A 25,431-nucleotide genomic window follows, 5' to 3' on the forward strand; every position below is an offset into this window, starting at 1 on the left:
GGCGGTGCGCGTGTGGCAGGTCGGGGAGTTCCGGGGCGGACTGATGGTCAACCACCACGGCGAGCCGGTGGCCATCATTCGTCCTGCCACGGTGAAGATGTATCCGGGACTCAGCCACATCTATGAGATCGAAATTGACCTGTCCAGGCTGCCGGGTGGGGCGGGCTTGAGCGCCATGCACACGTTCGCCTGGATGGTGCCGGTGCCGCATAAGTATGCGCAGCGCCCGGAACTGGCGGGCATCGAGATGTGGGAGTACCAGGACCAGGTCATCCTTGATTTCCTGGACCGGCAGAAGGCCAATTCGCAGCGCAATCATTATCCCAGCCTGTACGAGTTTGACCTGTCGTCAGAATTGCCAGGCAACGCACTGCCAAGGCAGATCTCGGACAGCAATCATCGTCTGATGGCCTGGCACCCGGTGATCCGCGGCAAAGCCGCGCAACTCAGGATTGGCCATCTGTCCGATGTCCATGTCAACGTGCGCCAGAACGCGCTGGCAAAGTCACCGGCCCATCTGCTGGAACTGCCCGGCGGCGCTGCCGCGCCTGGTACGCCGGACTCCCCGCCCGCTTCCCGCCTGTGCAACAGCTTCGAGGCGCTGCATGGTCTCGTGAATCGCTTTGCAACAGGGGACAATCAAATGCCCAAAGCGGATGCGCTGGTCATCACGGGGGATTTGCTGGACTTCAACCGCAACCTGGACCCCGGCGCCGTACCATCGAACAGCATCGGCGAACAATGGAAGGCCTTCAACGTCCTGAACAAGATCCGCGATGGCAGGCTTTACAAGCGCGGCATGGACGACATGCTGGTCTATTCGCTGCTGCGCCACGCCTATCGCGACCTGAACCTGCCGGTGTTTCTGACCACCGGCAATCACGAGGCTTATCAGGTGCCCTATGGGATCTCGCCGCGCCAGAACGCCTGGGTGCTGGCTGCCGGCGTGCTGGAGGACGAAGGCGGCTTCGGCAATGCACCGCATGGCCTGCGGCCAGTCAATCTCGGGGCCGCGGGCCTTGTCAGCGCCGCAGCCAAGTACAAGGGCATGGCCGGGGCCGGCAAGGACGTTGATCTCACCCGCAACCCGACGGATGTCTACGCCGACGCACGCCGCGCCAGCGACTTTGTCGAGGCGAAAGCCAACGATGGCATCGCCGCCGATCACAACCTGACCCTCTACGAGGCCTGCCTGGCTTATGGACCGACCTACCCCCAGGTCCTCACCGCCAGGAACTTCGATGCTGGCCACTACGACTGGTTCTTTACGTTGTTCACGCCGCTCTCCGACTGGCGCCATGTCTATGGCGGACAGTGCATGCTTGGCCTGGATTGGGGCACGGAGGAAGAATACGTCAATCTGTCGGGCTGCTTGCCGCTACAGGCCGACAAGCAGGGCACTGGCATCTTGCCGCGCGCCAAACAGGCCATCAGTGATGCGCAGCGTGTCCTGCTGGACTGGACAACCCGCCTGGCCAAAAGAAAGTACAGGGCGCAGATGCTGCTCTTCTCGCACTTCACCTTCGTCAGCTACGACCTCAAGGTGGCATTCTCCGCGCCCGACCGCTGGATCGTACCCGCTGATTCACTATCCGAGAAAACCATGCCGGGGGAGAACAGCGGCGGCTGGAACTTCAACAACATGGGCACCTGCGAGCGCAACGTTCGCTGGTTCTTCGAGAACTGTGCCAACCAGTCCAGGAACGGCGGCGTGGACGTGCATTTCAGCGGGCATTCGCATCGTGCTGGGGTCTACACCACGGCGCGCAGTGGCAACGCCGTGAAGATCGAGAGCGCCTTCGATCCGGGATTGCAGCCCGCGCATGCGGCCAATGCCATTGAAGCTGGCAAGACCAAGTTCATTGTCAGTTCCTGTGGCGGACCGATCGGCGTGCAGAACCTGAACGACGAGCTGGGCGGCTGGACTCTGACCCCGCCTTCGGGCACGCTCTACGATCCATCGGCCAAAGTCCCCTTCCGCCAGGTTGCCTATACCAAAGGCAGCGCGCAACCGCGGCTGGCGGTGGCGCTGGATTATATGCACATCAGCAAGATCGAGCTCGTGCTCCATTGGGAGCCCGCCAAAGGGAATAGCCTTTTCATGGTCGTCGGCCCGAAGACGCACCGGCTGGCGTGCATTGCGGGGGTTCGGTTGTGGGGTTTTGGCAAGACCGCGAATCAGCCTGACGGGGGATGGATTCCCTTTGATACCGTGCTCAAGTTCCGGCACATCGCTGGGAGCTCAGCCTTTGAGAGCCCAGCCGCGGCACCGCAAAGCGGCATCTATGAGATGACACTGCCTGCCGGCAGGCAGGCTGAAATCGCTGCGTTACAGAATCCGCTTCTGGCGGATACCACCCGCTGGTTCTGTGAGGTCAAGCTCCAGGCGCCCAAGGGGCTCCCGGCGGATCATTTCAAGCTCGACCCGTGGTTCTTTCCGGTCGACTTCACCACTTGGAAGACTGCCTGGAAGGGTGGTCCCAGGCTTGTCCCAGTGTTGCGTCGGCGGTTGGGCGAGCAAGGGGAAGTGCCGGATTGGGATTGGCTACACGAGACGCTGAGCAAGAGTCGGTATCCCGACCCGAGAATTGCCACTCGCGTAGACAGATGAGCACCCGCCGCCAGTTCCTCGCCATGCTCGGCATGGCCAGCCTCACAATTACCGGATGCACCCGAATGACTGCCAAGAACATCGAGGCCATGCCTCACGAGTATGCCTTGCTGATGGACCCCGCCAAGCGCCGTGCGGCATTGGGCGACCAGCGGTTGAGAATCAGCGGTGCCGACTTCGGTTTGGGTGGCACGGACTTCTATGACAAGGCGTGGGAGAATGTCCACTTCTATGACTGCATCTTCTATGGAGTCATCCACCTGTCGCTGATCCAAAACTGCGTCTTCGAGCACTGCCAGTTTCCGGGCTCGAACTTCCAAGCCCGTACCATGGAAGATGTGCTGTTCGCGCGCAGTGACACGCTGGGCGGGGCCTATCTGATGGCGGCTGGGGGCAAGAATGTGCGCTTTGTGGAATGCGATTTTGGCGCCAAGAACCCAGACGTGAATCAATACGGCTCCATCTACTTCAACGGAGATGTTTCATACGAGCGCTGCACCGGCCAGTACATGGATGTCAGTGGCGACAGCGTCGTTATCTACCGCGACTGCAAGTTCGGCAGCGTCGATTTGAAAAACGGCACGTTTGAAAAGGGTCAATGGATTTATGCCACTGTGACGATCGAAAATTGCACCTTCAAGGGCCGGACAAGATTGTCCCGCTCGTCCCTCACCGGCCTCACGATCCGCAACAGCCAGTTCGACATTCTCAAGATCGGCCTCTCAGACGTGCAAGGCGACGTGCTGATCGAGGGGGTTCAGGCGCGCGCCATGGTCGACATGTTTGAGAATGCGCGCTCCATCACCATCCGCAACAGCCGGTTCCGGGGTGTCAGCATCAGCCCCGAAGGATACGAGGCGCGCTATCGCTCGCTCGATTGTGGTATCTCACCTGAGAATCGGAAGAACCTGAGATCCGTTGTCCTGGAGAACATTGAATGCGGGCGGGATGATTGGGGAGTGAACGACATCGTGGACAACAAGCTGACCAACATCTCCCGAGGCTGCCAGATCATGGGAGGGTATGACTCCACGGTCATTCGCCATTGCACGATCCCCAATGCTTCTCTCATGCTCGAATCCGCCAGCGTCCTGATCGACAAGTATGAAGGAGAAAAGGCCAGCTTTGTCACCAGCAAGATTGGCTCGTTGACTCTGCGTGATACCGCCATCGTCAAGGCCATCGATTTCACCGGCGTCCAGGTACAGAAGCTCGACGCAAGCGGACTGGTGCGCTACACCGGTCAGCAGATCGTGACCAAGGACAGCAATATCAACCTTTGAGGTGGTTGGCGTGGGGACGACAGACAAATGCCCAAAGGGAATGAGCTGGTCATCACGGGATCGTGAAGTCGCCGGATTTCCAGCACGCTGAAGGAATTCGCGCGCCGCTTCCAGGATGAGACGGTGAAGTTCGCGAAGCTGGTGAAGGACGGCAAGGTGACGATCGAGTAAGCGCCGCCGGCGGTTTGCTCCCTCTCCCGCTTGCGGGAGAGGGAGCGCCCAGAGAGTCTTCCCAGACGCCAGCTCAATCCGGCTTGATCTGCGCCCGCGCGATGATCGGCTTCCAGCGCTGCTGCTCCTGCGCAATAAACCGCGCAAACTCCGCTGGCGTATTGCCCACCACGATGGCCGCATCCGCGCTCAGCCGCTCGACCGAGCTTTGGCTCTTGACTGCCTTGATGGTCGCATCCGCCAGCTTGTCGGCAGCCGGCTGCGGCAGTGTTGCGGGCGCGAGCAATCCATACCATTGCGTCATCTCGAAGCCGGGATAGCCTTGCTCGGCCACCGTCGGCACATCCGGCAGTTGCGGCATGCGCTGCGTGGTGCCGGTGGCGATGCAGCGCACCTTGCCGGTCTTGATGAACTGCAGGATCGCCGGCGCGCCCACGGCGGCCGCTTCCAGCCTCCCGGAGAGCAGGTCGGTGATCTGCGGACCGCTGCCGCGGTAGGGCACGTGCGTGATGAAGGTGCCGGTCGCTGCCTTCAGGTATTCGAATGCCAGGTGCCCGGCGCTGCCATTGCCGGCGGAGCCGTAGTTGAGCTTGCCGGGCTTGCTCTTGGCCAGCGCAACGAATTCCTTCAGGTTCTTCGCCGGCACGTCGGGATGCACCACGTACAGGCTCGGGACCTTGGACAGCAGCGAGATCGGGCGGAAGTCCTTGACCGGATCGTACGGCAGCTTGGGGAAGATGAACGGGTTCACCGCCAGCGTGCCGATGTGGCCGAGGATCAGCGTATGGTTGTCTTCTGCGCGCGCCACTTCGCCCATGGCAATATTGCCGGCGGCGCCTGGCTTGTTTTCCACGAAGACCGACACGCCCAGCAGCTTGGTCAGCTCCGCCGCGGTGGAGCGCGCGACGATTTCCGAGCTGCCGCCGGGCGCGAACGGCACCACCAGCCGGACCGGCTTGGACGGCCACGCCTGAGCGCGGGCGAGCGTGGGGAAGAGGGCGCTGGCGCCAAGTGCTGCCGTGGCTTGCAGCAGTTGGCGGCGGACGGGGTTGATGCGGGTCATGTGAGTCTCCGTGAATGTCTCAGTCGTTGTCGCGCGGGAAGCCGATGCCCGCGATCATTCGGGCTTGACGTTGCCGTCCTTGATCACCTTGGCCCACAGCCGGGCCTGGCCGTCGATGAACTGCTGCGCCTGTGCCGGCGGCGCGGCCACCACCTCGCCGCCCAGTTCGGCCACGCGTTGCCGCGTCTCGGGGCTGTGCATGACCTTCTGCAGCGCGTCCGCGAGCCTGGCGACGATCGGTTCGGGCGTGGCCGCCGGCAGGAAGGCCGCGTTCCACTCATAGACTTCATAGCCGGGCACGCCGGCCTCCTGCATCGTCGGCACGCCCGGCAGCGCGCTGGTGCGCTGGTGGCTGGTGACCGCCAGCGGCTTGAGCTTGCCGGCCTTGATGTGCTGCAGGCTCGAGGCAACGTTGGCGAAGAACAGCGGCACCTGCCCGGCGATGACGTCGGTCATGGCCGGGCCGCCGCCCTTGTAAGGTACGTGCAGCAGGTCCACCCCCGCGCGCTGTTCGAACAGCGCGCCCGCCAGGTGCTGCGCCGAGCCATTGCCGGAGGAGGCAAACGCCACCTCGCCCGGCTTCTGCTTCGCCATCGCCAGCACGTCGCCGACCTTGGCGGCCGGGAAGCTGGGCGTGGAAACCAGCACATTGGGATAGCGCGCCAGCACGCCGACGGGCTTGAACGCCTTGGCCGGATCGTAGGGCAGCCTGGCATAGAGACTGGGATTCACGGCGTAGGAAGAGGCGTCGACCATCACCGTGTAGCCGTCCGGCGCCGCCTTGGCGACATAGGCCGCGCCGATCTGGCCGCCGGCGCCGGGGCGGTTCTCCACCACCACCGACTGGCCGAGTTCGCGGCCGAGGCCCGGCGCGATCAGCCGTGCCATCAGGTCGGCGCCGCCGCCCGGCGGATACGTGACCACGATCGTGATGGGCCGGGACGGCCACGTGGCCGCGCTCTCGGCTGCGTGCGCCGGTGCAGGTTGCAGCAGGATGCCGGTGGCGCCAATGGCCGCGGCCATCGCCTTGATGGAATGCATGAAACTGTCTCCTCGGATGCGGATCGGGTATCGGATGGCTAGCGGATGTCCGCCGTATAGCGAAAAGCAAAGGCATCGCCCCGGGTCAGCCGGTATTCGATGCAGGTGCCGCGCAGGTCGAAGGCATGCCGGGTCACCACCGCGCACGGGTGCGCATCCGGCAGTTCCAGCAACTCGGCCTCGTCATGCGCCAGCGTGCGGAAAGTGACCTCGTCGACCGCGCGGTGCACGGTGATGCCGCACTGGCTGCCGAGCAGCGGATACAGCAGGTCGCCCCATTCCCATACCGGCAACTGCTGCAGCGCTTCGCAACGCGGCAGCGGCAGCCAGATCGATTCCAGCAGGCGCGGCTTGTCATCCAGCCAGCGGCGGCGCGTGATCGCCAGGCCGCGCGCTCCGGATGGCAGCCCGAAGCGTTGCGCCATGGCCTTGTCCAGCCGCGCGGCGCGGCACGACAGGATCTCCGAGCGGGGCACCGTGGCGGCGCCGTCGGCGCCGCCGAAGCGGAAGAAACGCATCAGGCTGGCGCCGGTCAGGCCCTTGCGCACAAAGGTGCCCCGGCCCTGCACGCGTTCCAGCAGCCCTTCCTGTACCAGCACGGCGATCGCCTGTCGGATCGTCCCCAGCGCGATGCCGAACTCTTTCGCCAGTGCGCCCTCGGCGGGTATCGCCTCGCCCGGCGGCCAGTCGCCGGAAATGATGCGCGCCTGGAGCTGTGCGGCGATCTGGCCATATCGGCTCAGGCCGGCCGCGCTGGTGATTTTCTGAAGCTGGTCAATGTCCGCCATCGGTTGTCCATCGGTCTGGAACCGTGCTAAATTGTTATTCATATCCTCTAGAGGACTAGAATACTGACGCGGGCTTGCTTCCCCTATCCGGAATTACCCGTGGACACAGCAGGGCAGACCAATGAATCAAAGCGCAACCCCGGTGGTGGATTGCCACTTCCATATCTTCGATGCCGGCCCGGCAGCGCCCTCCGCCCGCTATCGGCCCCCATACGCCGCCACGCTGCCGGACTGGCAGCGCCTGGCCGGGGCGCTTGGCGATCCGTTCGGGGTGGTGGTGCAGACCAGCTTCCTCGGTACTGACAACACGGCGCTGCTTGCGGCGCTGCGCGCCATGCCGGCGCGGCTGCGCGGCGTCGCGGCGGTCGATCCTGACGTATCCGATGCAGCATTGCGTGAGCTGGACGATGCCGGCGTGCGCTGCATCCGGCTGAACCTCTACCGCGATCCCGGCTGGCAGCGCATCGGTTCAGCGCCGTGGCGCGCATTGTTCGCGCGTATCGCCGCGCTGGGCTGGCATGTCGAGCTCCATACGGACAACGGCGACGGCAGCGCAATGCTGGCCGCGCTGGATGCCGCGCTGGGCGAGGGGGACGTACCGGTGGTGCTAGACCACTTTGGCAGGCCGGGCGCCGCGGGAGTGGCGGATCCGGTGTTTGACGTAGCCGCTGCGGTGAGGGGACGCCGGCAGGTATGGGTCAAATGCAGTGCCCCGTACCGGCTGGTGGCGCCGGCGGCGTGGCGCGAACTGGCGCAGCGCTGGCTGGAAGTGGTCGGCGCCGATCGGCTGCTTTGGGGCAGCGATTGGCCGTGGACCAATCATGAAGCCGGGGAGCGGGCGGGAGAGTGCAGCGAAATCAGCCGCTGGACCGGCACCGCGCTGCCGGATGCTTTGCTGAACGAAGCGCTGCGCTGGCGCAATGCCGCGGCGCTTTACGGGTTTGCGATCGCGCCAGGGGCGGCGGACTAGCCCGCCGGCTTTCGCGGCTTGCTGCGGGTGGTCTTTTTTGCGCTCGTGGCCCGCGCCGCTTCGTTCTCGGCCGGTGCACCACCGCGATGCAGTTGTTCCAGCCACGCCATCGCCTCGACATACGAGAAAAACTGCTCCAGGTAGCCTGGCGACAGCTTGTGCATCAGCGTCAGCGCACGATGCACGAGGTGGTCGGAATTGAGCGGGCCGGCATTGCCCGGCAACTGCGCCTGCGACTGCCGCAGCTGGCGGCTGACACTGACGCGCGACCACGTGTCGCGGAAATAGTCGACCAGTTCCGGCTCGGGTTCGGGACGCAGCGCGCGCACCGGTGCGATGGCGCGCGGTGCAAGGGCGGGTTCAGCGGCGCGGTCGGCGGCGCGCGCATGGGCCTTGATGTAGCTGACCAGGCTGGCAAGCGTGCCCGCCGCTACCGCGGTTGCATCCTGTGCCGATGCTGCGGCCGCTTCGCGCCGCGCGGTGTCATACGCCACGGCCTCGCGGTAGCTTTCGACCAGCGCCGCCAGCCGCGCATCCAGCATCTGCCGCACAGCGCCATCATGGTCCGCCGAACGCCGCACCAGCGCTTCGATCAGCCGGAAGCGCACCGGATCGACGCCGGCGGCATCGCTGTCGCGCCAGGCGTCGAGCTGCGCGCGCGCGCTTGCGGCGACGTCTTCAGCCACGAGGCTTCCCCGTTCCCATGGTCACGCGCGGCACCGGCGCGATTTCCACACGCCGGTTCTTCGCGCGGCCCGCGGCATCGGTATTGGCGGTGACCGGCTGCTGCGAGCCGAATCCCGCCGAGAACAGCGACGCGGGAGGCACACCCGCATCGATCAGCGCGCGCGTCACGGTCAGCGCGCGCTGCGCCGACAGCTCCCAGTTGTCGGCGAAGCGGCGGTTGCTCTCGCGTACCTGCTGGTCGTCGGTGAAGCCGCTGACCATCAGCATTTCGTCGCGCGTGCGCAGGTAGGCCGACAGCGGCGCGGCCAGGCTGCGCAACAGCTCACGGCCTTCGGGCTGCAACTGGTCGGAGTTCAAGGCAAAGAGCACGCTGCCGCTGATGCCGATGCGGCCGTTCACCAGCGTCACCCGCCCGGCGGCGAGCGGGCCGGCCAGCGCCTGCTCCAGCGTCTGGCGGCGCTGCGCCTCTTCCTGCCGCTGCCGGACCTCGTCCTCAAGCCGCGCCGACAGTTCGAGCTGCACGCCGATGACGCCCAGCAGGACCAGCACGAACGCGCCCAGCAGCACCGACATCAGGTCGCCAAAGACTGCCCAGGCCGGTACCGTCGGCTCGGTGCCCGCGTCGATGTCATCGTCCTTCATGCCGCCTCTGCGCGCGCTGCCTGCCGGCCGCCCAGCTGCTGCAGGTCTTCCAGGATCTGCTTCTGCGACAGCATGCTGAGGTCGACCACCTCGCGCGCCTGCGCCACGTAGTAGGCCAGTTGCTCATCGCTGCGCGCCATCGACTTGTCGAGCGCGGCCTCGATGCGCTGCAGCTGCTCGGACAGCTTGTCGTTGGACGCGCTGAACATCTGCACCGCCACGCCGAAGGCTTCGCCCAGGCTCGCCACTTCGACGGCGCTGCCGGTGACCTGCGCCGCAGCCTGTGCCAGGCGGCCGGTCTCGGACTCGACCTGCTCGGTGAAGCGGCCGCCGACGCGTTCCAGCAGCTCGGACGTGGTCGCGAGCAGCGTGTCGACTGCGGCGCGCTGGCCGGTGGAGGCATGGTTCACGGCGTCGAGCAGCGTCCCCAGCGTTTCCAGCATGCGGCTGCGTTCTTCCAGCATGGCATTGTCGCGGGCTATGCCTTCGGTGAGCTTCTGGCGCAGTTCGGCGATGACTTCGGCCGCGGCCCTGGGGGCTTCGGCGGACGCCTGCATCAGGCGCGCGACTTCGGCGATGGTGCCGGTTGCGTGCGCCTCGGCCTGCGCCGTGATGTCGCGCACGGTCTGCGCCAGGGTGTCGCAGATCTCCTGCTGGCGGCTGGCGCTATGGTTGCCGGCTTGTTCCCATTGCTTGCGCAGCGATGTGGCCATGCTGTCGAGGTGGCCGGTCCAGGCCGCCAGGCGCTGTTCGTCGCGCGCGGCCAGTTCGGCCTGCAGCGCGGCGGCGGCCTTGGGTGCCTCGGCGGCGGCCCGCACCAGCCGCTCGATCTCGGCGAGCGTGCCGCTGGCGTGCGCCTGCGTTTCGGTGGAAATCGCTTGTGCGGTGTGCGCCAGGGCTGCGCAGATTTCCTGCTGGCGGGTGGCGGTCTGCGCGCCGGCCTGCTGCCATTCCTGGCGCAGCGTGGCGGCCATCGCGGCAAGGGCTTCGGTCCAGGCGGCCAGGCGCTGTTCGTCGCGCGTGCTGAGTTCGGTCTGCAGCGCGAGAGCGGCCTTGGGCGCGTCGGCCGCGGCCTGCACCAGCCGGTCGATCTCGGCGATGGTGCCGCTGGCGTGGGCGTGCGCCTGTGCCGAGATGTCGCTGGCGGTCTGCGCCAGCGCGGCGCAGATTTCCTGCTGGCGGCTCGTGGCCTGCGCGCTCGCCTGTTCCCATTGCCCGCGCAGTCCGGTGGCCATGTTGCCAAGCGCTTCGGTCCAGGCGGCGAGGCGTTGTTCGTCGCGCGCGCTCAGTTCGGCCTGCATGGCCAGCGCGGCCTTGGGCGCGTCGGCGGCGGCCTGCACCAGCCGGTCGATCTCGGCGATGGTGCCGCTGGCATGGGCCTGCGCCTGGACAGAGATGTCAGTTGCAGTCTGCGCCAGCGCCGTGCAGATCTCCTGCTGGCGATGCGCCGTTTGCTCGCTCGCTTGTTCCCATTGCTCGCGCAGGCCCGTAGCCATGGCGCCGAGCGAATCCGTCCACGCGGCCAGTCGCTGTTCGTCGCGTGCGGCCAGTTCGGCCTGCAGCGCGAGCGCCGCCTTGGGTGCGTCGGCGGCGGCCTGCACCAGCCGCTCGATCTCGGCGATGGTGCCGCTGGCATGCGCTTGCGCCTGCGCGGAGATCTCGCGCGCGGTCTGCGCCAGCGTCTCGCCGATTTCCTGCTGGCGGCTCGCGGCCTGCGCGCTGGCCTGGTCCCACTGCTGGCGCAGCGCCTCGGTCATGCTGCCGAGCGTACCGGCCCACGCGGCCAGGCGCTGTTCGTCATGCGATGCCAGGCCCGCCTGCAGGTCGGCATGCGACTGGCCCACGGTGCGCACCAGCGACGCTGCCTGCTGTTCGAATGCCGCCGTGGCGGCGGCCAGCGCCTGCTGGTTGTCGGCGGCGAGCTTCTCGCCAGTGCGGGCGTGCTGCGACAGGGCCTCGGTCCACGCCTGCGCGGTGCTGGCGGAGGTGGTTTCCAGGCGGGCCGCCACCTGCTCGATGAGGCCGGCCGAACGTTGCTCGAACGTCTGCGCAAAGCCCTCGAGCGCGCCGCGCAATGCGCCCGCCAGGGCTTCGTTGCTGCGCTGCTGGCTGGCCAGCGCCTCGTTCCAGATCCCGGCGACGCCGGCGGTCGACGTCTCGAAGCGCGCCGAAATGCCTTCGAGCTGCTGCTGCACGGATTGCGTGACGGCGTCGCGCATGGCGGCGGTCTCGCGCGCCAGGCCCGCCATGGTAGCTTCTACGGCCGGCTGGATCGCCGTCCCGGCGGCGCGCGCGCTGTCGGCAACGCTGTCTTTCAGCGATTGCCCGACCGAGGCGGCCAGCTGCGTATACACCGCTTCGGTCTTGCCGTGGAAGGCTTCCTGATTGGCCGCCAGGCGCTGCGCCATGGCCTGGTTCTGCTGTTCCATGGTCGCCATCATGGCCTGCAGCCGGTCGACCAGCGCCGGCATGGCATCGGTCTGGCGCTGCAGCATGCGGAACGACTCGTCGCGCTGGTGGCTGCGCGAATAGGGGCGCAGCGTGCTGGCAATGCGCGCATCGAGCGCCTGCGCGGCCTGCACGCGTTCGCGCCGGCACAGCGCCGACAGCAGGCCCAGCATGGCCGACGTGGCCACGCCGGCCACCGAGGTGCCGAAGGCGAAGCCAAGCCCCTTCACCGGTGCCGCCAGCGACGCGCGGATCGCCTGCAGGTCGGTCGCGGTTTCCAGCGCCATGCCGGTGCCGCGCAGCGTCGACACCATGCCCAGGAACGTGCCGAGCATGCCCAGCAGCACCAGCAGGCCGACCAGGTACGGCGTCAGCGCCGGACCCGGCAGCGCCACGCGCTCGCCCTCGACGCGCAGGCGCACGGCGTTGCGCAGCCCTGCGGGCAGGCGCTCCAGCCAGCCATCCAGGCTTGCCGGCGCCTCGGACAGGCCTTGCACCGCCTGCGCCAGCCCCAGCGTGGCCTGCCGGTAGCGCAGCAGTTCATGCGCGCCGGCCACGTAGCAGGCGCCGATCAGCAGCGTGACCGACAACGCCAGCGCATTCGAGCCCGCATAGCCGGCGGCAATCCAGCACACGGCCGCCAGGCCCGCCAGGAAAACAACAAGATGGAAGAAGTATCGGTTCATGGTGTCCTGGTCAGCTGCCGCGCAGGGCGGCGAGCAATCCTTCGACGGGTTGGAAGCGTATGTCCAGCTCGGCCAGCAATACGCTTTGCATATCTTTGCGAAACACGGCCAGCCACGCGCCGGGCGTGGCCGGCGCCGGCGCCGCGGCGGCCTGCGCTTCGGCCAGCGCCGCAGCTTCCGCCTGGCGCAAACGCTGGAAATGCCCTTCCAGCAGGGTCGGCACGCTGCCGAGCACGCTTTGCTCGCGCGCGCCCAGCACGCGCTCCATCACGGCATCGACCATCGCCAGCCGGGCCATGTCCGGCGCGCGCGTCGACAAGGCCGCCCGCAGCCGCCCGCGCAGCGCGCCGATCGCGGTCTCCATGGCCTGCTGCTGCGACACGTAGCGGTGGCGATAGATGGCGTAGTCCACCTGCGCATCCACCGCCTCTGCCAGCGCCGATGGCCGTCCAGGGCCGCGCCTGCGCGCCGTCAGGGCGTTGTCCCCGGCGATGGCATCGGCCAGCGCCCCGCGCACGCGCGCGCACTCCTGCTCTTCAGCGGTGGCGCCGGAGGCATGTGCGACGGCCGGCGCCGCGGGCGGCCCGGCTTTCAGCGCCGCCGACAGGGCGATCGCATCCGGCCAGCCCAGCCATTGGCTCAGCTGGCCGGAAAGTGACGTTGCAGGAGGTGGGGCGTCGGCGTCGGTCAGGCGCGCCAGCAGCCGGACTAGCGTCGGACCGCTGAAACCTGTGCGCCGGGGCTCTTGGGACATACCGCGGGATTAAAAAAGCCAGCAGTTTACACGCCTCGGGGAGGGAGACGGCAGTATCCGGGGGGAGGGGAGCGGCGGCATCGGATGCCGCCGTGGGCGGGCCGTGCTGTTCAGCAAATCCCGCTGGTCATGATTCCTGAACATGCCGCGGAAATGAACAGCGCGGCACAGCCCTTCAGCGCTTCAGGCCGCGAGCTTCTGCAGCGACGCGACCGTGCGGATGCATGCCTGCGCCGCCTCGCGGCCCTTGACCACGAAATGCTCGGCAAAGAAGCGATGGTGCTCGTCGTGCTCGTGGAAGCTCTTCGGGGTCAGCACGGCCGAGAACACGGGGACTTCGGTGTCAAGCTGGACGCGCATCAGGCCGCTGATGACGGCATCGGCGACGAATTCATGCCGGTAGATGCCACCGTCGACGACAAAGCCGCTGGCGACGATGGCGGCGTACTTGCCTGACCTGGCGAGCCGTTGCGCATGCAGCGGGATTTCGAAGGCCCCGGGAACATCGTAGATGTCGATGACATCCGCGGTGACGCCGAGCTTTGCCATTTCGGCCACGAACGCGTCGCGCGCGCGATGGACGATATCGGCATGCCACTGGGCATGGATGTAGGCAATGCGCTTGCCGTCGGGGAAGGAAAAGCCGGCCGCGGGTGCGGTGGCGCGCTGGAAAGCGGAGACAGGCTGATTCATGGTGTTCCTGTACGGATGGAGTTGGCCAGAATCAGGGCGCACGAGACTTGCCCCCGTGAAGACGGGGGGCATTGTGGCTCGCTCTCTTTCATCCGGACTATCACCGTCGGCTTCGGATTTGAACCGAATCTGCTGACCCCGGCATGTGGGCATGCCGGGCGCTCGCGGGCTTGTGCGTCAGACGCCTTCACCGCCGGTAGGGACTTTCACCCTGCCCTGAGAACGTTGCCGCGTTGTGCTTAGTTGTGCGTTCAACGCGGCGGGGGAATCATACCGCAGAGTAGCGTTCGGCGTTGGCGGACGCTTTTGTCAGGGGCACGCAGCGGTCAGCGCCTGCACCGGAGCCACCGCCAGCGCCGCCAGCAGCCTGAGCGCAGCCACCTCGGCTGCCGACCAGATGGCGCGGTCGGCCAGGTAGTTGAAGGTGCCGATCACCGAGCCCTGGCAGCACAGCGGCACGTTGACCACCGCCGTGCAGCCGAGCGTGCGGATCACTTGCACGTCGTCGAACACCGCCGCCAGTGCGTCATCGCCCTCGCCGACGAAGACTTCGCCACGCTCCAGCAATTGCCGGCGCCACGGGCTGTCGCCCTTGGTCTTGTGCCCGCCGACCGGGTAGGCGCCGGTGTCCGAGGACCATAGCCGTTCGATCCGGTGCACGTCCGCATGCCAGGCATTGATCGTCAGCAACCCGGGACCGAGCGTGCGCAGCGTGGCCGCGCCGATGGCATCGAGCGCCGCGGCTGGTCCGCGCGCCTGCCGCAGCGCGTCGCACAGCAAATTGACCTGCGCGATCAGCGAGCCAGGGTCTTCCAGCGGTGCACCGGCTTGCGGGACGGGGGGCAGGGCGGAGTGCGTTGGCTGGCTCACTTCACTCCCCCTGGATGCCCAGTTCGCGGATCAGCTTGCCGTAGCGGTCGGCATCGCGGCGCAGGATGGTGGCGAACTGCTGCGGCGTGGAGGTCGCGGTTTCGACGCCGATCGCGTTCATCTTGGCCTTCACCTCAGGCAGCGCCATCACGGTATTGATCTCGCGATTGAGCCGCGCCGTCAGCTCGGCGGGCATGCCCTTGGGCCCGAAGGCGCCGTACCAGACTGCCAGCTCATAGCCGGGCAGGGTCTCGGCCACGGTCGGCACGTTGGGCAGCAGCGGTGAGCGCTTGCTCTCGGTCACGGCCAGCAGGCGCAGCTTGCCCGCCTTGACGTGCGGCAGCGTCTGCGTGCCCGCCGAGAACAGCAGCTGGGTCTGCCCGGCCACGGTATCGACCACCGCCGGCGCGCCGCCCTTGTACGGCACGTGCAGCATCTGGATGCCGGCCATTTTCTCGAACAGCACCGCGCTGAGGTGGTTGGTGGAGCCTGGCCCTGCGCTGGCGTAGGCCAGCTTGCCCGGATTGGCCTTGGCGTAGGCCACCAGTTCCTTGACGTTCTGCGCCGGCACCGACGGGTGGACCACCATGGTGTTGGTCACGTACGCCAGCAGGCCCAGCGGCGTAAAGTCATCCACGCCGCGGAACGGCATGTTGGACATCAGCGCCGGGTTCATGGCGTGGGTGCTCATCGAGCCGACCAGCAGCGTGTAGCCGTCAGGCCTGGCGCGGGCCACCATGGCCGAGCCGATGTTGCCGGATGCGCCCGGCTTGTTGTCGACGATCACCGGCTGGCCGAGCGAGCGCGTCAGGTGCTCGGACAGCACGCGCGCCAGGATATCGGTCGAGCCGCCGGCGGCCCACGGCACGATCAGCGTGATCGGCTTCTGCGGCCAGGCTTCGCTGGCGCCGGCCGGGGCCGCCAGGCACATCGCCAGCGCGGCCACGCCGCCCAGCAGGGTTTTCAGTACTGCGCGCATTTTCCTTCCTCCTTGGTACTGGCGCGGACCTGATGCGGTCCGCTGTCATGCATCGAATTCGTCAGCGACACCTCGGTCAACGGCCCACGGCGTAGCCCTGCATGCCGCGCGGATTGGCGCCGGCGCGCAGCACCAGCCGCCCGCGTCCGTCGCGTTCGCGCGAGCATGCCGACATGCGGCCTTCGGACCAGGGTTCGCCTACGCGCACCTCATGCCCGCGTTCGCGCAGCGCCGCCAGTGTTGCCGCCGGGAAGCGCGATTCCACGCTGATGCGGTTGAGCACGGTCTGGCGCGGCCAGAACGATGCCGGGAAATGGTCGATATGCCAGGCGGGAGCGTCGATCGCTTCCTGCAGGTTCATGCCATGCACCGCATGACGCAGGAAGAATGCCAGCGACCACTGGTCCTGCTGGTCGCCGCCCGGGGTGCCGAACACCATGTAGGGCTCGCCGTCGCGCAGCGCCAGCGACGGCGACAGCGTGGTGCAGGGGCGCTTGCCGGGGGCCAGCGTGTTGGGCAGGCCAGGCTCCAGCCAGGTCATCTGCAGGCGGGTATTGAGCGCGAAGCCGAGCGCCGGGATGGTCGGGCTCGACGACAGCCAGCCACCCGACGGCGTGGCCGCGACCATGTTGCCGTGGCGGTCGATCACGTCGATATGGCAGGTATCGCCGACAAACAGTTCGCGTTCGGCCCATTCGGCCACCGGCGGCAGTTCGGCAAAGGTCGGTTCGCCCACGCCGAAGCGCACGTCGGCTTGCCGCAGCGTGCGCTCGGCCGCGCCCAGGTCGGGCAGGCGCGGCGCAGTGCCGTTGAGCGTGCCGGGATCGATGGCCAGCGCCGCGCGCTCGCCGATGCGCTGCGCGCGCGCGGACAGGTAGCCGTCGTCGAGCAGCGCGGCAAGCGGGCTCGGCGTGAAGTCGGGATCGCCGTACCAGGCCAGGCGGTCGGCCATGGCCAGCTTGGTGGCTTCGGCAATGCGGTGCACGAATTCGGGAGAATCGGGCGCATGCCGCGCCAGCCCGGCGTGGCGCAGCATGCCCAGCTGCTGCAGGAACACCGGCCCCTGGCTCCAGATGCCGCACTTGGCCACCGTGTAGCGGCCGAAGTCGAGTGTGACCGGGTTCTCTTCCTCGGGGGTCCAGCCGGCCATGTCGTCGTAGCGCAGCAGGCCGGTGTGCTTGTCGCCGGTGGTGTCGCGCACCGGCGTGTTGCGGCAGTAGGCGTCGATTTCCTCGGCGACGAAGCCGCGGTACCAGCAGTCCAGCGCGGCGTCGATCTGGGCGGTGCGGCTGTTGCTGCGGCGCTGGGCATCTTCAACGATGCGGGTGTAGGTATCGGCCAGCACCGGCAGCGTATGCAGGCTGCCGGGGCGCGGCACCTTGCCGTCCGGCAGCCAGGTGGCCGCCGAGCTGTGCCATTCGTCGCGGAACAGCGCCTGCACCGCCAGGATCGCGCGCGAGATGCGCGGCACCAGCGGGAAGCCGTCGCGCGCGTAGCCGATGGCGGGCGCCAGCACGTCGGCCAGCGACCACGTGCCGTGATCGCGCAGCATCGTCAGCCACGCCCCGAAGGCGCCGGGAACGGCGGCGGGCACCAGGCCGATGCCGGGCATCAGTTCCAGGCCCTGCGCGCGCAGCGCGGCGGGATCGGCAAGCGCCGGTGCCGGGCCCTGGCCGCACAGGGTGCGCATGCGGCGCTCGCGCTCGCTCCAGAACAGGATCGGCACTTCGCCGCCGGGGCCGTTCAGGTGCGGCTCGACCACCTGCAGTACAAAGCCGGCCGCCGCCGCGGCATCGAAGGCATTGCCGCCGCGTTCGAGCACGCCCATGGCGGTCTGCGTGGCCAGCCAGTGGGTGGAGGCGGCAACGCCAAAGGTGCCGACGATTTCGGGACGGGTGGTGAACATGGATTGCAGCTCCGGTGATGCGAGCCAGTATAGGATTGGGAAATAACCGCGAGCGTCTGATTAGTTATTGTTGTATTACGCTTTGGTAATATGACCCTTGCGCCCCGTTGCAGGATTCCCGTGTCCATTGCCGCCTCCGACAAGCTGGTCCACAACCTCGTCTCGCGCCTGCGCCTCAGGCACCTGCCGCTGCTGCTGGCGCTGGAGCGCCAGCGCTCGGTGTCGCGCGTGGCGGCCGAGCTGAACCTGTCGCAGCCCGCCATCACCAAGACCCTGCGCGAGATCGAGGACATCTTCATGGTGCCGCTGTTCACCCGCACCCGGCGCGGCCTGGAGCCCACGCCCACGGGCCGGGCGGTGCTGGCGCATGCGCGGCTGACGCTGGCGGATACCGATGCGCTGGGGCGCGAGCTGGCGGCGATCGGCGCAGGCATGTCGGGGCGGCTGCGCATCGGCGTGATCCCGTTCATCAGCCGCGCCGTGCTCGATGCGGCCTGCAGCTTCGGCCTGACGCAGTCGCCGCGGGTCTCGGTGCTGGTGCGAGAGGGCACCACCGACGAGCTGGTGGCGGCGCTGCGCGAACATGAGCTGGATTGCGTGGTGGCGCGGACTTTCTACGCGCCCGGCGCGGACATCGCCCAGCAGCCGCTCTACCGCGAAGAGCCGGCGCTGGTGGTGCCCGCCGCGGCCGCCGGCCGGCTCGGGCGCGGGCTGCTCGACTGGCACCGGCTGGCCGAACGCGACTGGATCCTGCCGCCGCCGAACACGCCGATCCGGCGCACCATCAACACCATTTTCGCGGTGGCCGGCGTCGCGCAGCCGGTGCCGATCGTCGAGACCTACTCGATCAAGACCATGGCCACACTGCTGCGCAACCATGCGGCGGCCACCACCATCGTGCCGCGCGCGGTGGCCGGGGAGCTGGTCGAAGGCGGAGGCGCGGCGGTCTTGCCGCATGCACTGAGCTGGGACTTGCCGCCGGTGGGGGTGATGTGGCGGCGGCAGGCGCTGGAGGACGATGTGGTGGTGTCGCTGGTGGCGGCGTTGGGGACATTGCGGTGGGAGGAGGGATAGGGCGCCGGCTTTGCGCAGTCATCAGAGCTTGCTACCGCCCCCCGCATACGCTCCCCTCTCCCGCGCGCGGGAGAGGGGCGGGGGAGAGGGCCGGCGCATCCACGGAGTGCAGCGCTTCAGTGCTGCCAGCGCCCGCCCTCTCCCCCGGCCCCTCTCCCACTTCGCGGGAGAGGGGAGCAAACCACTGGCGGGCCTGCGGCGTGTCGGCGATCATAAGCAACTTTGCGTCCCGCAATACCTTCAACCCCAACCCGGAGAAAAACCCATGCGACTCATCGGCATGCTCGATTCCCCCTACGTCCGCCGTGCCGCCATCACGCTGCGCCTGCTGGGTTTGCCGTTCACCCACGAATCCATCTCCGTGTTCCGCACCTTCGACCAGTTCCGCGCGATCAACCCGGTGGTGAAGGCGCCGTCGCTGGTGTGCGACAACGGCGTGGTGCTGATGGACTCGACCCTGATCATCGACTACGCCGAAGCGCTGTCCGGCCGCAGCCTGATGCCGGCTGCGCTGGAAGAGCGCCAGCGCGCGCTGCGCACCATCGGCCTGGCGCTGGCGGCCAGCGAAAAAACCGTGCAGCACGTGTACGAGCACAACCTGCGGCCGGCGGAGAAGGTGCACCAGCCGTGGGTGGAGCGCGTCGACGGCCAGCGTGCCAGCGCCTTTGCACTGCTGGAAGACGAGATCGCCCGCATGCCCGTGCCGGCCGATGAGACTGCCGTGAACCAGGCCACGCTGACTGCCGGCGTGGTGTGGACCTTCACCCAGGCGCTACTGCCCGGTCACGTCGACCGGGCGGCGCACCCGGCACTGGCGGCGCTCGCGGCGCAGCTGGAAAGCTTCACTGCCTTCACGGCGCTGCCCCACGCCTGACAGCTCGCGGGAGCCCGGTCGCCGATTGCGGTAAGCTTCTGACGCACCCATCGCTCCCGCCTGGCCGGCTTTGCCGGGTGACGCCGCCACCACAGGCAGCGCCCCGGCGCCCAATGCAAGCCGCGCCATGTCCGCAGACCATGAACCACGACCGATCCATTGCCACCCAGATCGTTGCGCTGATCCAGGCCGAAGGCCTGCCGGTCGGCGCGCACCTGCCGGCGCAAATGCTGGCCGACAAGCTGCGCGTATCGCGCTCGCCCGTCAACGAGGCGCTCGCGCTGCTGCACGAGAAGGGCGTGCTCACGCGCGAGAAGAACCGCGGCTTCTTCCTGGCGCAGCCGGTGGCGGCGCCGGCAGCGGAGTTTGCAACGCAGCTGGGCCTGGTCGAGCCCGACCCGGCCACCGCGGCGTATTTCCAGATTGCCGAAGACCTGCTGCAGGGCACGCTGGAAACGCAGGTTTCGGAGCAGCACCTGCGGCAGCACTACGGCCTGACCGCCACCCAGCTCGGCACCGTGCTCAAGCGGATTGCGCAGGAGGGGTGGGGCGAGCGCAAGCCTGGCTATGGCTGGGAGTTCTCGTCGATGCTGACCACGCCCGATTCGCTGCTGCAGTCCTACCGGCTGCGGCTGGCGCTGGAGCCGGCCGCGCTGCTCGAGCCCACCTACCGGCTCGAGCCACAGGCCATCGAGCGGCTGCGCGCCGCCGAGCGGCACCTGCTGGAAGGCGGCATCGAGACCGACAGCGCCGACCAGCTGCACGACCGCGGCGTGCGCTTCCACGAAACGCTGGTCGAGGCGTCGGGCAACCCGTTCTTCATCGACACCATCCGGCGCGTCAACCGCGTGCGCCGGCTGCTGTCCTACCGCTCGATGCGCGACCGCGAGCGCTATCCCGAACACGCCAGGCAGCACCTGCACGTGCTGGACCTGCTCGCGCGCGAGCGCAACGAGGAAGCCTCGGAGGCGATGCGCGAGCACCTGCAGCACACGCTCAACGCGCTGGCGCAGATCAGCCGGCTGCTGGAGCCTTGACGGGCTGCGATCATCAGGTCTGTGCCGATATTGCCGAGCCGATGATGGCGGCTTTGAGCTTGCGCGTCATAGGGACTCTCCTTGGATAGATTACTCGACGCTGGCGCCGCTGGCCTTGACCAGTGGGGTCCAGCGCGTGCTTTCGCTGGCGAGGAAGGTGCCGAACTGCTGCGGGCTCATCGGCATCGGATCAAGACCCTGGTCGGCAAACCGCTTGGCGACTTCCGGGGCCTTCAGTGCTTTCAACGCGGATTCGTTGAGCCGTGCGACCACGGCATCGGGCGTGCCGCTGCGCACCACCATGCCGAACCACACGCCGGCATCCAGGCCGGGCACGCCCAGCTCGGCCAGCGTGCGCACATCGGGCAGGCTGGGCGAGCGCTTGCTCGACGCGATCGCCAGCGCCTTGACCTTGCCGCCCTTGATCAGCGGCGAGGTGGTGATGACCGGGTCGAACATCATGTCGACCTGGCCCGCCATCACGTCCTGCAGCGCGGGGGCCGAGCCCTTGTAGGCAACGTGGGTGAACTGTCCACCGGTCTTGTCACCGAACAGGCCGCCGAGCAGATGGCCGATCGAGCCGATGCCCTGCGAAGCGTAATTGACCCCGTCCGCGCGCGATTTGGCCAGTGCCACCAGGTCCTTTACCGAATTGGCCGGGCTGTTCTGCGGCACCACCAGTACCAGCGGCGAGGCCGCCAGCGCCGTCACCGGCTTGAAGTCCTTGAGCGGGTCGTACGAGAAATTGCGGTACAGGCCCGGGTTGATCGCGAACATCTCGGTGGCCGCGACGAATACCGTGTGGCCATCCGGCTCGGCGCGCTTGACCGCCAGCGCGGCGATCTGCCCGCCGCCGCCGGGGCGGTTTTCCACGATCACAGGCTTGCCGAGGTCGCTCTGCATCTGCTGCGCGACCTGGCGCGCGATCATGTCGGTGATGCCGCCCGCCGGGAACGGGACCACGATGGTGACGGGGCGGTTGGGGAAGGCAGGCGCTTGCGCCGTGGCCGCACCGGCGTTGCCGGTCAGGGCGGTCAGGGCGGCCAGGGCGGCGAAAGCGGCGCCAATGGCGAAGGGGGCGAGCAGCCTGGCGATCAGGCGATGGTTGCGATGGGGGCGTTGCATGGTTGTCTCCGGTTTCTCTGTCGTTATGGGTTGAACGCTTCGGCTGGCGTGTCAGCCCTCGGCGAACCTTGTGCGCACGGTGCCGACGCTGGTGATATGCGCTGCATAGGTCTTGCCGGCCTGCACCGGCACCATCGGCCCGAGCGCCCCGGTCAGCACCAGGTCGCCGGCGCGCAGCGGGTCGCGCAGGCTGGCGAGCTTGCGCGCCAGCCACACCGCGGCATTGAGCGGATGGCCCAGGCAGGCGGCGCCATTGCCGTGCGAGACGCGTTCGTCGCCGCACCGCATTTCCATCTCCACCGCCTTCAGGTCAAGGCCAGCCAGCGGCACCGGCACCGCGCCGATCACCACCAGCCCGCTGGACGCGTTGTCGGCCACCGTGTCGACATACGAGATATCCCAGTTGGCGATGCGGCTGCCGACCACCTCGATCGCCGGCAGCACGTAGTCCACCGCGCCCAGCACATCGAGCACGGTGGCATCGGCCAAGTCGAGGTCCCGGCGCAGCACCAGCGCCACCTCGGCCTCGACTTTGGGCTGCAGCGTGCGCGCCATCGGGATCGGCTCGTCGTCGCCGTAGACCATGTCGGCGAACAAGGTGCCGAAGTCGGGCTGGTCCACGCCAAGCTGGCGCTGCACCGCGGGCGAGGTCAGGCCGATCTTGCGGCCGACCACGCGGCGTCCGGCGGCCTGCCAGACGGCGACGTTGGCGCGTTGCACGGCATAGGCGGTGGCGGCGTCGTCCGCGGCGATCTCGCCGCGCAGCGGCGCCACCGGCGCGCGTGCGCGTTCGGCTTCACGCAGTCGGGCGGCGAGGGCGAGGATGGTTTCCTGGTCGGGCATGGCTGAGTCCTTGCGATGGGTTTGGTGCGCGGTCACGGGAAAAGGGGGCGGGCAGGGGCGGCGTGCATCAGCGCAAAGCCGGCAATCCATTCCGGGATCGGGCGGTAGTAGTCCAGTTCGGCGCGGTAGGCGCCGCTCGCGGCGAGCGCGGCAAAGGCGGCAATCCAGGTGCGCACCTCATGGGCCGACTTGCCGGCGTCGCGCGTAATGCCGTCGTTGGTCATGCCGTCGACGCGGGTCAGTTCGCCGCTTGCGAGCAGCGCCAGGAACGCGTGGTCCCAGTCGGGGTTGAGCGCATGCAGGTGGCTGTCGCCGCCGGTAAAGGCCCGTGCCGCGGCCACGGTGCGCTCCTGACGCGCCTGGCGTGAGGCCGGCGGCGGGTTGCGTCCCGCGATCAGGCGTTCCGCGACCTCCGCGCTGGCGCCGGCGATCTCCGGCACCGGCGGCTCGTGCGAGATGCCGCCGGAACCGACCACCAGCACGCGCTTGCCCAGGCCCGACAGGTAGCGGCCGATGGCATCGCCCAGCAGCCGCGCGCGGCGGCAGCTTGCCATTGGCGGCGCGACCGAGTTGATGAAGACCGGGATCACCGGGTAGCGGTCGAGCGCGCCGGTCAGTACCTCCAGCGCTTGCGCGCAGCCGTGGTCTACCTGCATGCGGTACGACACGGCCACGTCGAGGTCCTGCGCCATCACCGCTTCGGCCAGGCCGAGCGCTCCGTCCTGCGGTACGTCGAGCGGACCGGCGAGGCTGTTGAAGTCGCCGATGGCGCTGGCCGCCACGCCCACGCAGAACGGCGGCATCACGTCATAGAAGAAGCCGTTGTAGTGGTCGGGCGCGAACACCACCACCAGCTCGGGATCGAAAGCTTCGACGCGGGCGCGCGCAGCGGCCTGCAGGCGCTCCACTTCGGCCACGATTGCCGGCGCGGGGTCGTAGTAGCCGTGCAGCGGTGTATGCGACAGGCATTCGAGATGGATTGGCATGTCAGGCTCCTGCGGCAAGCTGCCGGGCGGCGGCCTGCGTGTCGTACGCAGGCGCGGCCGTAGGTGCGACGATAGGGGCGGCGGCACGCGTGTCGGATTCCTCTGCAGCCGGCATGCGCAAGGCCAGCTTGCGTGCCAGCGCCACCACTGAATCCGAGACCTGCTGCGGCGAGCACATACCCGCGACAAAGCGGTCGGGCCGCAGCAGCACCACCGAGTCGGGCTGGTTGCCGAACCAGTCCTTGAGCCGGCTGTCCACGTCACCCACGGCGATCACGCCATCGGGCACGTCGTCGCGGTAGTCGAGCTGCGGATCCGGCTTGGCCAGCACGAACACGCCGCCGAGTTGCCGCCACACCGCGCGTGCCTGCGCCGTCAGGCCGAAGGTGGGATCAGTGCCCCAGCCCACGATGGCAAAGCGGTTGCCGATCACGTCGTCGAGGCGCTCGACGGTATTGGCTTCGGTGCGCACCAGCGGCTGGATGAACATGCGGCCTACCGGCGCGTAAGCCGCATAGCCAGCCGGATCGCGGCCATGCACCAGCCGGCCGACCAGCGATTCGCGCTTCTCGCTCATCAGCCCCAGCAGGCGGCCCAGCGCGGAGTTGCCCGAGCGCTCCAGCCAGCGGGCCAGCAGGCCGGGATGCAAGCGGCGCTGGCCTTCGGGCAAGAGCACGACACCCTGCTCGTAGCGCGGCATCGGCTTGAAGCGCATCTCGACGAAGTACTGCTTGACCGAGGGGAAGCGGTTCAGCACCTTGGTGAGGCCATCGCGCAGCGCCGAGCCCGCGCGGCTGGCAGGCGCGAAGATATCGCCCGCCACTTCCGACAGGTGGATCATTGAACGCGCATGGGCGCGGCGCTCGGCGGTGTAGGTGTCGAGCAGCGCAGCGCCGGCCTGGCCTTTGACCACCATCGCCAGCTTCCAGCCCAGGTTGCTGGCGTCGCGGATGCCGCTGTTGTAGCCCTGGCCCTGCCATACCGGCATGATGTGCGCGGCATCGCCCGCCAGCAGCACGCGTCCGGCGCGGAAGTCGCGCGCCAGGCGCGCGTTGTGGGTATAGACGCGCTTGCGGATGTAGTCGACCTTGTCCGGGTCGGCGACGACTTTGCGGATCAGCGCGGCCATGTTTTCGGGGCGCGACAGTTCTTCCTCGGTCTCTCCGGGCATGACCATGAACTCGAAGCGACGGATGCCGTGCGGCAGCGCGGCCGACACATAGGGCCGCTCGGGGTCGCAGTGCATGTAGATGTGCGGCGTGCCGATCGGGTCGTTGCGCACGTCCACCACGATCCACTGGTTGGCCTTGGTGCGGCCTTCGAACGGCATGTCGAGCGTACGGCGGACCAGGCTGTTGCCGCCGTCCGCACCGACCATGTAAGCGGCGCGGATGCGCACCGGCCGGCCGGCTTCGTCGGCGGCATCGACCTGCACGCTGCGCTCATCCTGCGTGAACGACGCCACGCTGTGGCCGAGCAGCGTGCGCACATGGGGGAAGCGCTGCAGGCCCTCGAAAAGGATGCGGTCGGCCAGCGGCTGGATGAAGGCATTGCGGCGCGGCCAGCCGAATTCGTCGGTGCGCGGCTCGATCGACGCAAAGCAGCGCCCGCTCGCGGTGACGAAGCGCATCCAGTGATTGGGCGTGGTGTGCGGCAGCAGCGTCTGCGCCAGCCCGACCGACTGGAATACGCGCAGCGCTTCATCGTCCAGGCCGATGGCACGCGGATAGTCGATGATCTGCGGGAGCTTTTCCACCAGTACCACGCTGACGCCCTGCAGGCCGAGGATATTGGCGATCATCAGGCCGACCGGCCCGGCACCGACGATGGCGACATCGCAATCGACAGTGTCGGGACGAGCGTCGCCGCCCGCCATGGCGATGGCGTGGGTCATGTCTGT

General features: G+C 68.0%; 21 protein-coding genes and 1 riboswitch. Of the genes, 6 read left to right on the forward strand and 15 right to left on the reverse strand.

All coding sequences use genetic code 11. The annotated features are described in order from the left end of the window. A partial coding sequence (locus ACIP1U_RS25440) for a metallophosphoesterase (protein WP_400320993.1) occupies positions 1-2,611 on the forward strand: 2,611 nt, incomplete at its 5' end. After that, positions 2,608-3,894 (forward strand): hypothetical protein, encoded by a 1,287-nt coding sequence (locus ACIP1U_RS25445; RefSeq protein ID WP_400320996.1) that lies wholly within the window; start codon positions 2,608-2,610, stop codon positions 3,892-3,894. The genes ACIP1U_RS25440 and ACIP1U_RS25445, both read left to right, overlap by 4 nt. Before the next feature lie 244 nt (positions 3,895-4,138). On the opposite strand, the gene ACIP1U_RS25450 is transcribed toward ACIP1U_RS25445, so the two are convergent. From ACIP1U_RS25450 to ACIP1U_RS25460, 3 genes are read right to left on the reverse strand one after another with little or no spacing between them, the layout of a single operon-like run. Continuing rightward, positions 4,139-5,128 carry a Bug family tripartite tricarboxylate transporter substrate binding protein gene (locus ACIP1U_RS25450; protein WP_400320999.1) on the reverse strand — a complete coding sequence of 330 codons (990 nt, stop codon included), beginning with the start codon at positions 5,126-5,128 and terminating at the stop codon, positions 4,139-4,141. Between the two features lie 54 nt (positions 5,129-5,182). After that, positions 5,183-6,169, reverse strand: coding sequence for a tripartite tricarboxylate transporter substrate binding protein (locus tag ACIP1U_RS25455; protein WP_400321001.1), 987 nt, complete (start codon positions 6,167-6,169; stop codon positions 5,183-5,185). A gap of 38 nt (positions 6,170-6,207) precedes the next feature. After that, on the reverse strand, positions 6,208-6,957 hold the full coding sequence (locus tag ACIP1U_RS25460) for a GntR family transcriptional regulator (protein ID WP_400321004.1): 750 nt from the start codon (positions 6,955-6,957) through the stop codon (positions 6,208-6,210). A gap of 121 nt (positions 6,958-7,078) precedes the next feature. Between ACIP1U_RS25460 and ACIP1U_RS25465 the strand changes: the two genes are divergently transcribed. Further along, the gene (locus tag ACIP1U_RS25465; RefSeq protein WP_400321007.1) at positions 7,079-7,927 is read left to right on the forward strand and encodes an amidohydrolase family protein; all 849 of its coding nucleotides are present in this window, start codon (positions 7,079-7,081) and stop codon (positions 7,925-7,927) included. Here the strand turns inward: ACIP1U_RS25465 and ACIP1U_RS25470 are convergent. The 8 genes from ACIP1U_RS25470 to ACIP1U_RS25505 all read right to left on the reverse strand — a co-directional run bounded on the left by ACIP1U_RS25470 (position 7,924) and on the right by ACIP1U_RS25505 (position 17,592). Continuing rightward, positions 7,924-8,613, reverse strand: coding sequence for a DUF2894 domain-containing protein (locus ACIP1U_RS25470; protein WP_400321010.1), 690 nt, complete (start codon positions 8,611-8,613; stop codon positions 7,924-7,926). The two genes, ACIP1U_RS25465 and ACIP1U_RS25470, sit on opposite strands and share 4 nt — an antisense overlap. Continuing rightward, the gene (locus ACIP1U_RS25475) at positions 8,606-9,256 is read right to left on the reverse strand and encodes an OmpA family protein (RefSeq protein ID WP_400321013.1); all 651 of its coding nucleotides are present in this window, start codon (positions 9,254-9,256) and stop codon (positions 8,606-8,608) included. Before ACIP1U_RS25475 ends, ACIP1U_RS25470 begins: the two co-directional genes overlap by 8 nt. Continuing rightward, the gene (locus tag ACIP1U_RS25480; protein ID WP_400321015.1) at positions 9,253-12,390 is read right to left on the reverse strand and encodes a DUF802 domain-containing protein; all 3,138 of its coding nucleotides are present in this window, start codon (positions 12,388-12,390) and stop codon (positions 9,253-9,255) included. Before ACIP1U_RS25480 ends, ACIP1U_RS25475 begins: the two co-directional genes overlap by 4 nt. A 10-nt stretch (positions 12,391-12,400) precedes the next feature. After that, positions 12,401-13,144 (reverse strand): DUF3348 domain-containing protein, encoded by a 744-nt coding sequence (locus tag ACIP1U_RS25485; RefSeq protein WP_400321018.1) that lies wholly within the window; start codon positions 13,142-13,144, stop codon positions 12,401-12,403. A 183-nt stretch (positions 13,145-13,327) separates the two neighbouring features. Continuing rightward, positions 13,328-13,837, reverse strand: a complete 510-nt coding sequence (locus ACIP1U_RS25490; protein ID WP_400321020.1) for a 6,7-dimethyl-8-ribityllumazine synthase — start codon at positions 13,835-13,837, stop codon at positions 13,328-13,330. A gap of 76 nt (positions 13,838-13,913) precedes the next feature. Continuing rightward, a riboswitch (FMN riboswitch) is annotated at positions 13,914-14,065 on the reverse strand. Positions 14,066-14,146: 81 nt separating this feature from the next. Further along, on the reverse strand, positions 14,147-14,707 hold the full coding sequence (locus tag ACIP1U_RS25495) for a GAF domain-containing protein (RefSeq protein WP_400321023.1): 561 nt from the start codon (positions 14,705-14,707) through the stop codon (positions 14,147-14,149). Position 14,708: 1 nt separating this feature from the next. Further along, positions 14,709-15,686, reverse strand: a complete 978-nt coding sequence (locus ACIP1U_RS25500) for a Bug family tripartite tricarboxylate transporter substrate binding protein (protein ID WP_400321026.1) — start codon at positions 15,684-15,686, stop codon at positions 14,709-14,711. Positions 15,687-15,762: 76 nt separating this feature from the next. Then, positions 15,763-17,592 carry a gamma-glutamyltransferase family protein gene (locus ACIP1U_RS25505; RefSeq protein WP_400321028.1) on the reverse strand — a complete coding sequence of 610 codons (1,830 nt, stop codon included), beginning with the start codon at positions 17,590-17,592 and terminating at the stop codon, positions 15,763-15,765. A 120-nt stretch (positions 17,593-17,712) separates the two neighbouring features. Here ACIP1U_RS25505 and ACIP1U_RS25510 point away from each other — a divergent pair, with 120 nt between their 5' ends. The 3 genes from ACIP1U_RS25510 (at position 17,713) to ACIP1U_RS25520 (ending at position 20,577) form a co-directional block, all read left to right on the forward strand. Beyond that, on the forward strand, positions 17,713-18,666 hold the full coding sequence (locus tag ACIP1U_RS25510; RefSeq protein ID WP_400321031.1) for a LysR family transcriptional regulator: 954 nt from the start codon (positions 17,713-17,715) through the stop codon (positions 18,664-18,666). Positions 18,667-18,931: 265 nt separating this feature from the next. Continuing rightward, on the forward strand, positions 18,932-19,540 hold the full coding sequence (locus ACIP1U_RS25515; RefSeq protein ID WP_400321033.1) for a glutathione S-transferase: 609 nt from the start codon (positions 18,932-18,934) through the stop codon (positions 19,538-19,540). A 140-nt stretch (positions 19,541-19,680) separates the two neighbouring features. Next, a complete protein-coding gene (locus tag ACIP1U_RS25520; RefSeq protein WP_400321036.1) occupies positions 19,681-20,577 on the forward strand; it encodes an FCD domain-containing protein in 897 nt (298 codons plus the stop codon). Between the two features lie 90 nt (positions 20,578-20,667). Here ACIP1U_RS25520 and ACIP1U_RS25525 read toward each other — a convergent pair whose 3' ends face one another. The 4 genes from ACIP1U_RS25525 to ACIP1U_RS25540 are packed head-to-tail and all read right to left on the reverse strand — an operon-like array spanning position 20,668 to position 25,425. Beyond that, positions 20,668-21,702 (reverse strand): Bug family tripartite tricarboxylate transporter substrate binding protein, encoded by a 1,035-nt coding sequence (locus ACIP1U_RS25525; protein WP_400321039.1) that lies wholly within the window; start codon positions 21,700-21,702, stop codon positions 20,668-20,670. Between the two features lie 51 nt (positions 21,703-21,753). Further along, on the reverse strand, positions 21,754-22,545 hold the full coding sequence (gene mhpD / locus ACIP1U_RS25530) for a 2-keto-4-pentenoate hydratase (protein ID WP_400321041.1): 792 nt from the start codon (positions 22,543-22,545) through the stop codon (positions 21,754-21,756). Positions 22,546-22,577: 32 nt separating this feature from the next. Next, positions 22,578-23,531 carry a 3-carboxyethylcatechol 2,3-dioxygenase gene (locus tag ACIP1U_RS25535; RefSeq protein ID WP_400321043.1) on the reverse strand — a complete coding sequence of 318 codons (954 nt, stop codon included), beginning with the start codon at positions 23,529-23,531 and terminating at the stop codon, positions 22,578-22,580. Position 23,532: 1 nt separating this feature from the next. After that, entirely contained in the window at positions 23,533-25,425 is a 1,893-nt protein-coding gene (locus ACIP1U_RS25540; protein ID WP_400321045.1) for a bifunctional 3-(3-hydroxy-phenyl)propionate/3-hydroxycinnamic acid hydroxylase, read from the reverse strand. Positions 25,426-25,431: the final 6 nt, after the last annotated feature.

It is taken from the genome of Cupriavidus sp. NPDC089707 (assembly GCF_044748965.1).
Lineage (GTDB): Bacteria > Pseudomonadota > Gammaproteobacteria > Burkholderiales > Burkholderiaceae > Cupriavidus.

Excerpts from the sequence above, each read along its gene's own strand:
- ACIP1U_RS25445 (WP_400320996.1), top strand. The coding sequence starts at position 2,608 with ATGAGCACCCGCCGCCAGTTCCTCGCCATGCTCGGCATGGCCAGCCTC.
- ACIP1U_RS25450 (WP_400320999.1), bottom strand. The coding sequence starts at position 5,128 with ATGACCCGCATCAACCCCGTCCGCCGCCAACTGCTGCAAGCCACGGCA.
- ACIP1U_RS25455 (WP_400321001.1), bottom strand. The coding sequence starts at position 6,169 with ATGCATTCCATCAAGGCGATGGCCGCGGCCATTGGCGCCACCGGCATC.
- ACIP1U_RS25460 (WP_400321004.1), bottom strand. The coding sequence starts at position 6,957 with ATGGCGGACATTGACCAGCTTCAGAAAATCACCAGCGCGGCCGGCCTG.
- ACIP1U_RS25465 (WP_400321007.1), top strand. The coding sequence starts at position 7,079 with ATGAATCAAAGCGCAACCCCGGTGGTGGATTGCCACTTCCATATCTTC.
- ACIP1U_RS25475 (WP_400321013.1), bottom strand. The coding sequence starts at position 9,256 with ATGAAGGACGATGACATCGACGCGGGCACCGAGCCGACGGTACCGGCC.
- ACIP1U_RS25480 (WP_400321015.1), bottom strand. The coding sequence starts at position 12,390 with ATGAACCGATACTTCTTCCATCTTGTTGTTTTCCTGGCGGGCCTGGCG.
- ACIP1U_RS25485 (WP_400321018.1), bottom strand. The coding sequence starts at position 13,144 with ATGTCCCAAGAGCCCCGGCGCACAGGTTTCAGCGGTCCGACGCTAGTC.
- ACIP1U_RS25490 (WP_400321020.1), bottom strand. The coding sequence starts at position 13,837 with ATGAATCAGCCTGTCTCCGCTTTCCAGCGCGCCACCGCACCCGCGGCC.
- ACIP1U_RS25500 (WP_400321026.1), bottom strand. The coding sequence starts at position 15,686 with ATGCGCGCAGTACTGAAAACCCTGCTGGGCGGCGTGGCCGCGCTGGCG.
- ACIP1U_RS25505 (WP_400321028.1), bottom strand. The coding sequence starts at position 17,592 with ATGTTCACCACCCGTCCCGAAATCGTCGGCACCTTTGGCGTTGCCGCC.
- ACIP1U_RS25515 (WP_400321033.1), top strand. The coding sequence starts at position 18,932 with ATGCGACTCATCGGCATGCTCGATTCCCCCTACGTCCGCCGTGCCGCC.
- ACIP1U_RS25520 (WP_400321036.1), top strand. The coding sequence starts at position 19,681 with ATGAACCACGACCGATCCATTGCCACCCAGATCGTTGCGCTGATCCAG.
- ACIP1U_RS25525 (WP_400321039.1), bottom strand. The coding sequence starts at position 21,702 with ATGCAACGCCCCCATCGCAACCATCGCCTGATCGCCAGGCTGCTCGCC.
- mhpD (WP_400321041.1), bottom strand. The coding sequence starts at position 22,545 with ATGCCCGACCAGGAAACCATCCTCGCCCTCGCCGCCCGACTGCGTGAA.
- ACIP1U_RS25535 (WP_400321043.1), bottom strand. The coding sequence starts at position 23,531 with ATGCCAATCCATCTCGAATGCCTGTCGCATACACCGCTGCACGGCTAC.
- ACIP1U_RS25540 (WP_400321045.1), bottom strand. The coding sequence starts at position 25,425 with ATGACCCACGCCATCGCCATGGCGGGCGGCGACGCTCGTCCCGACACT.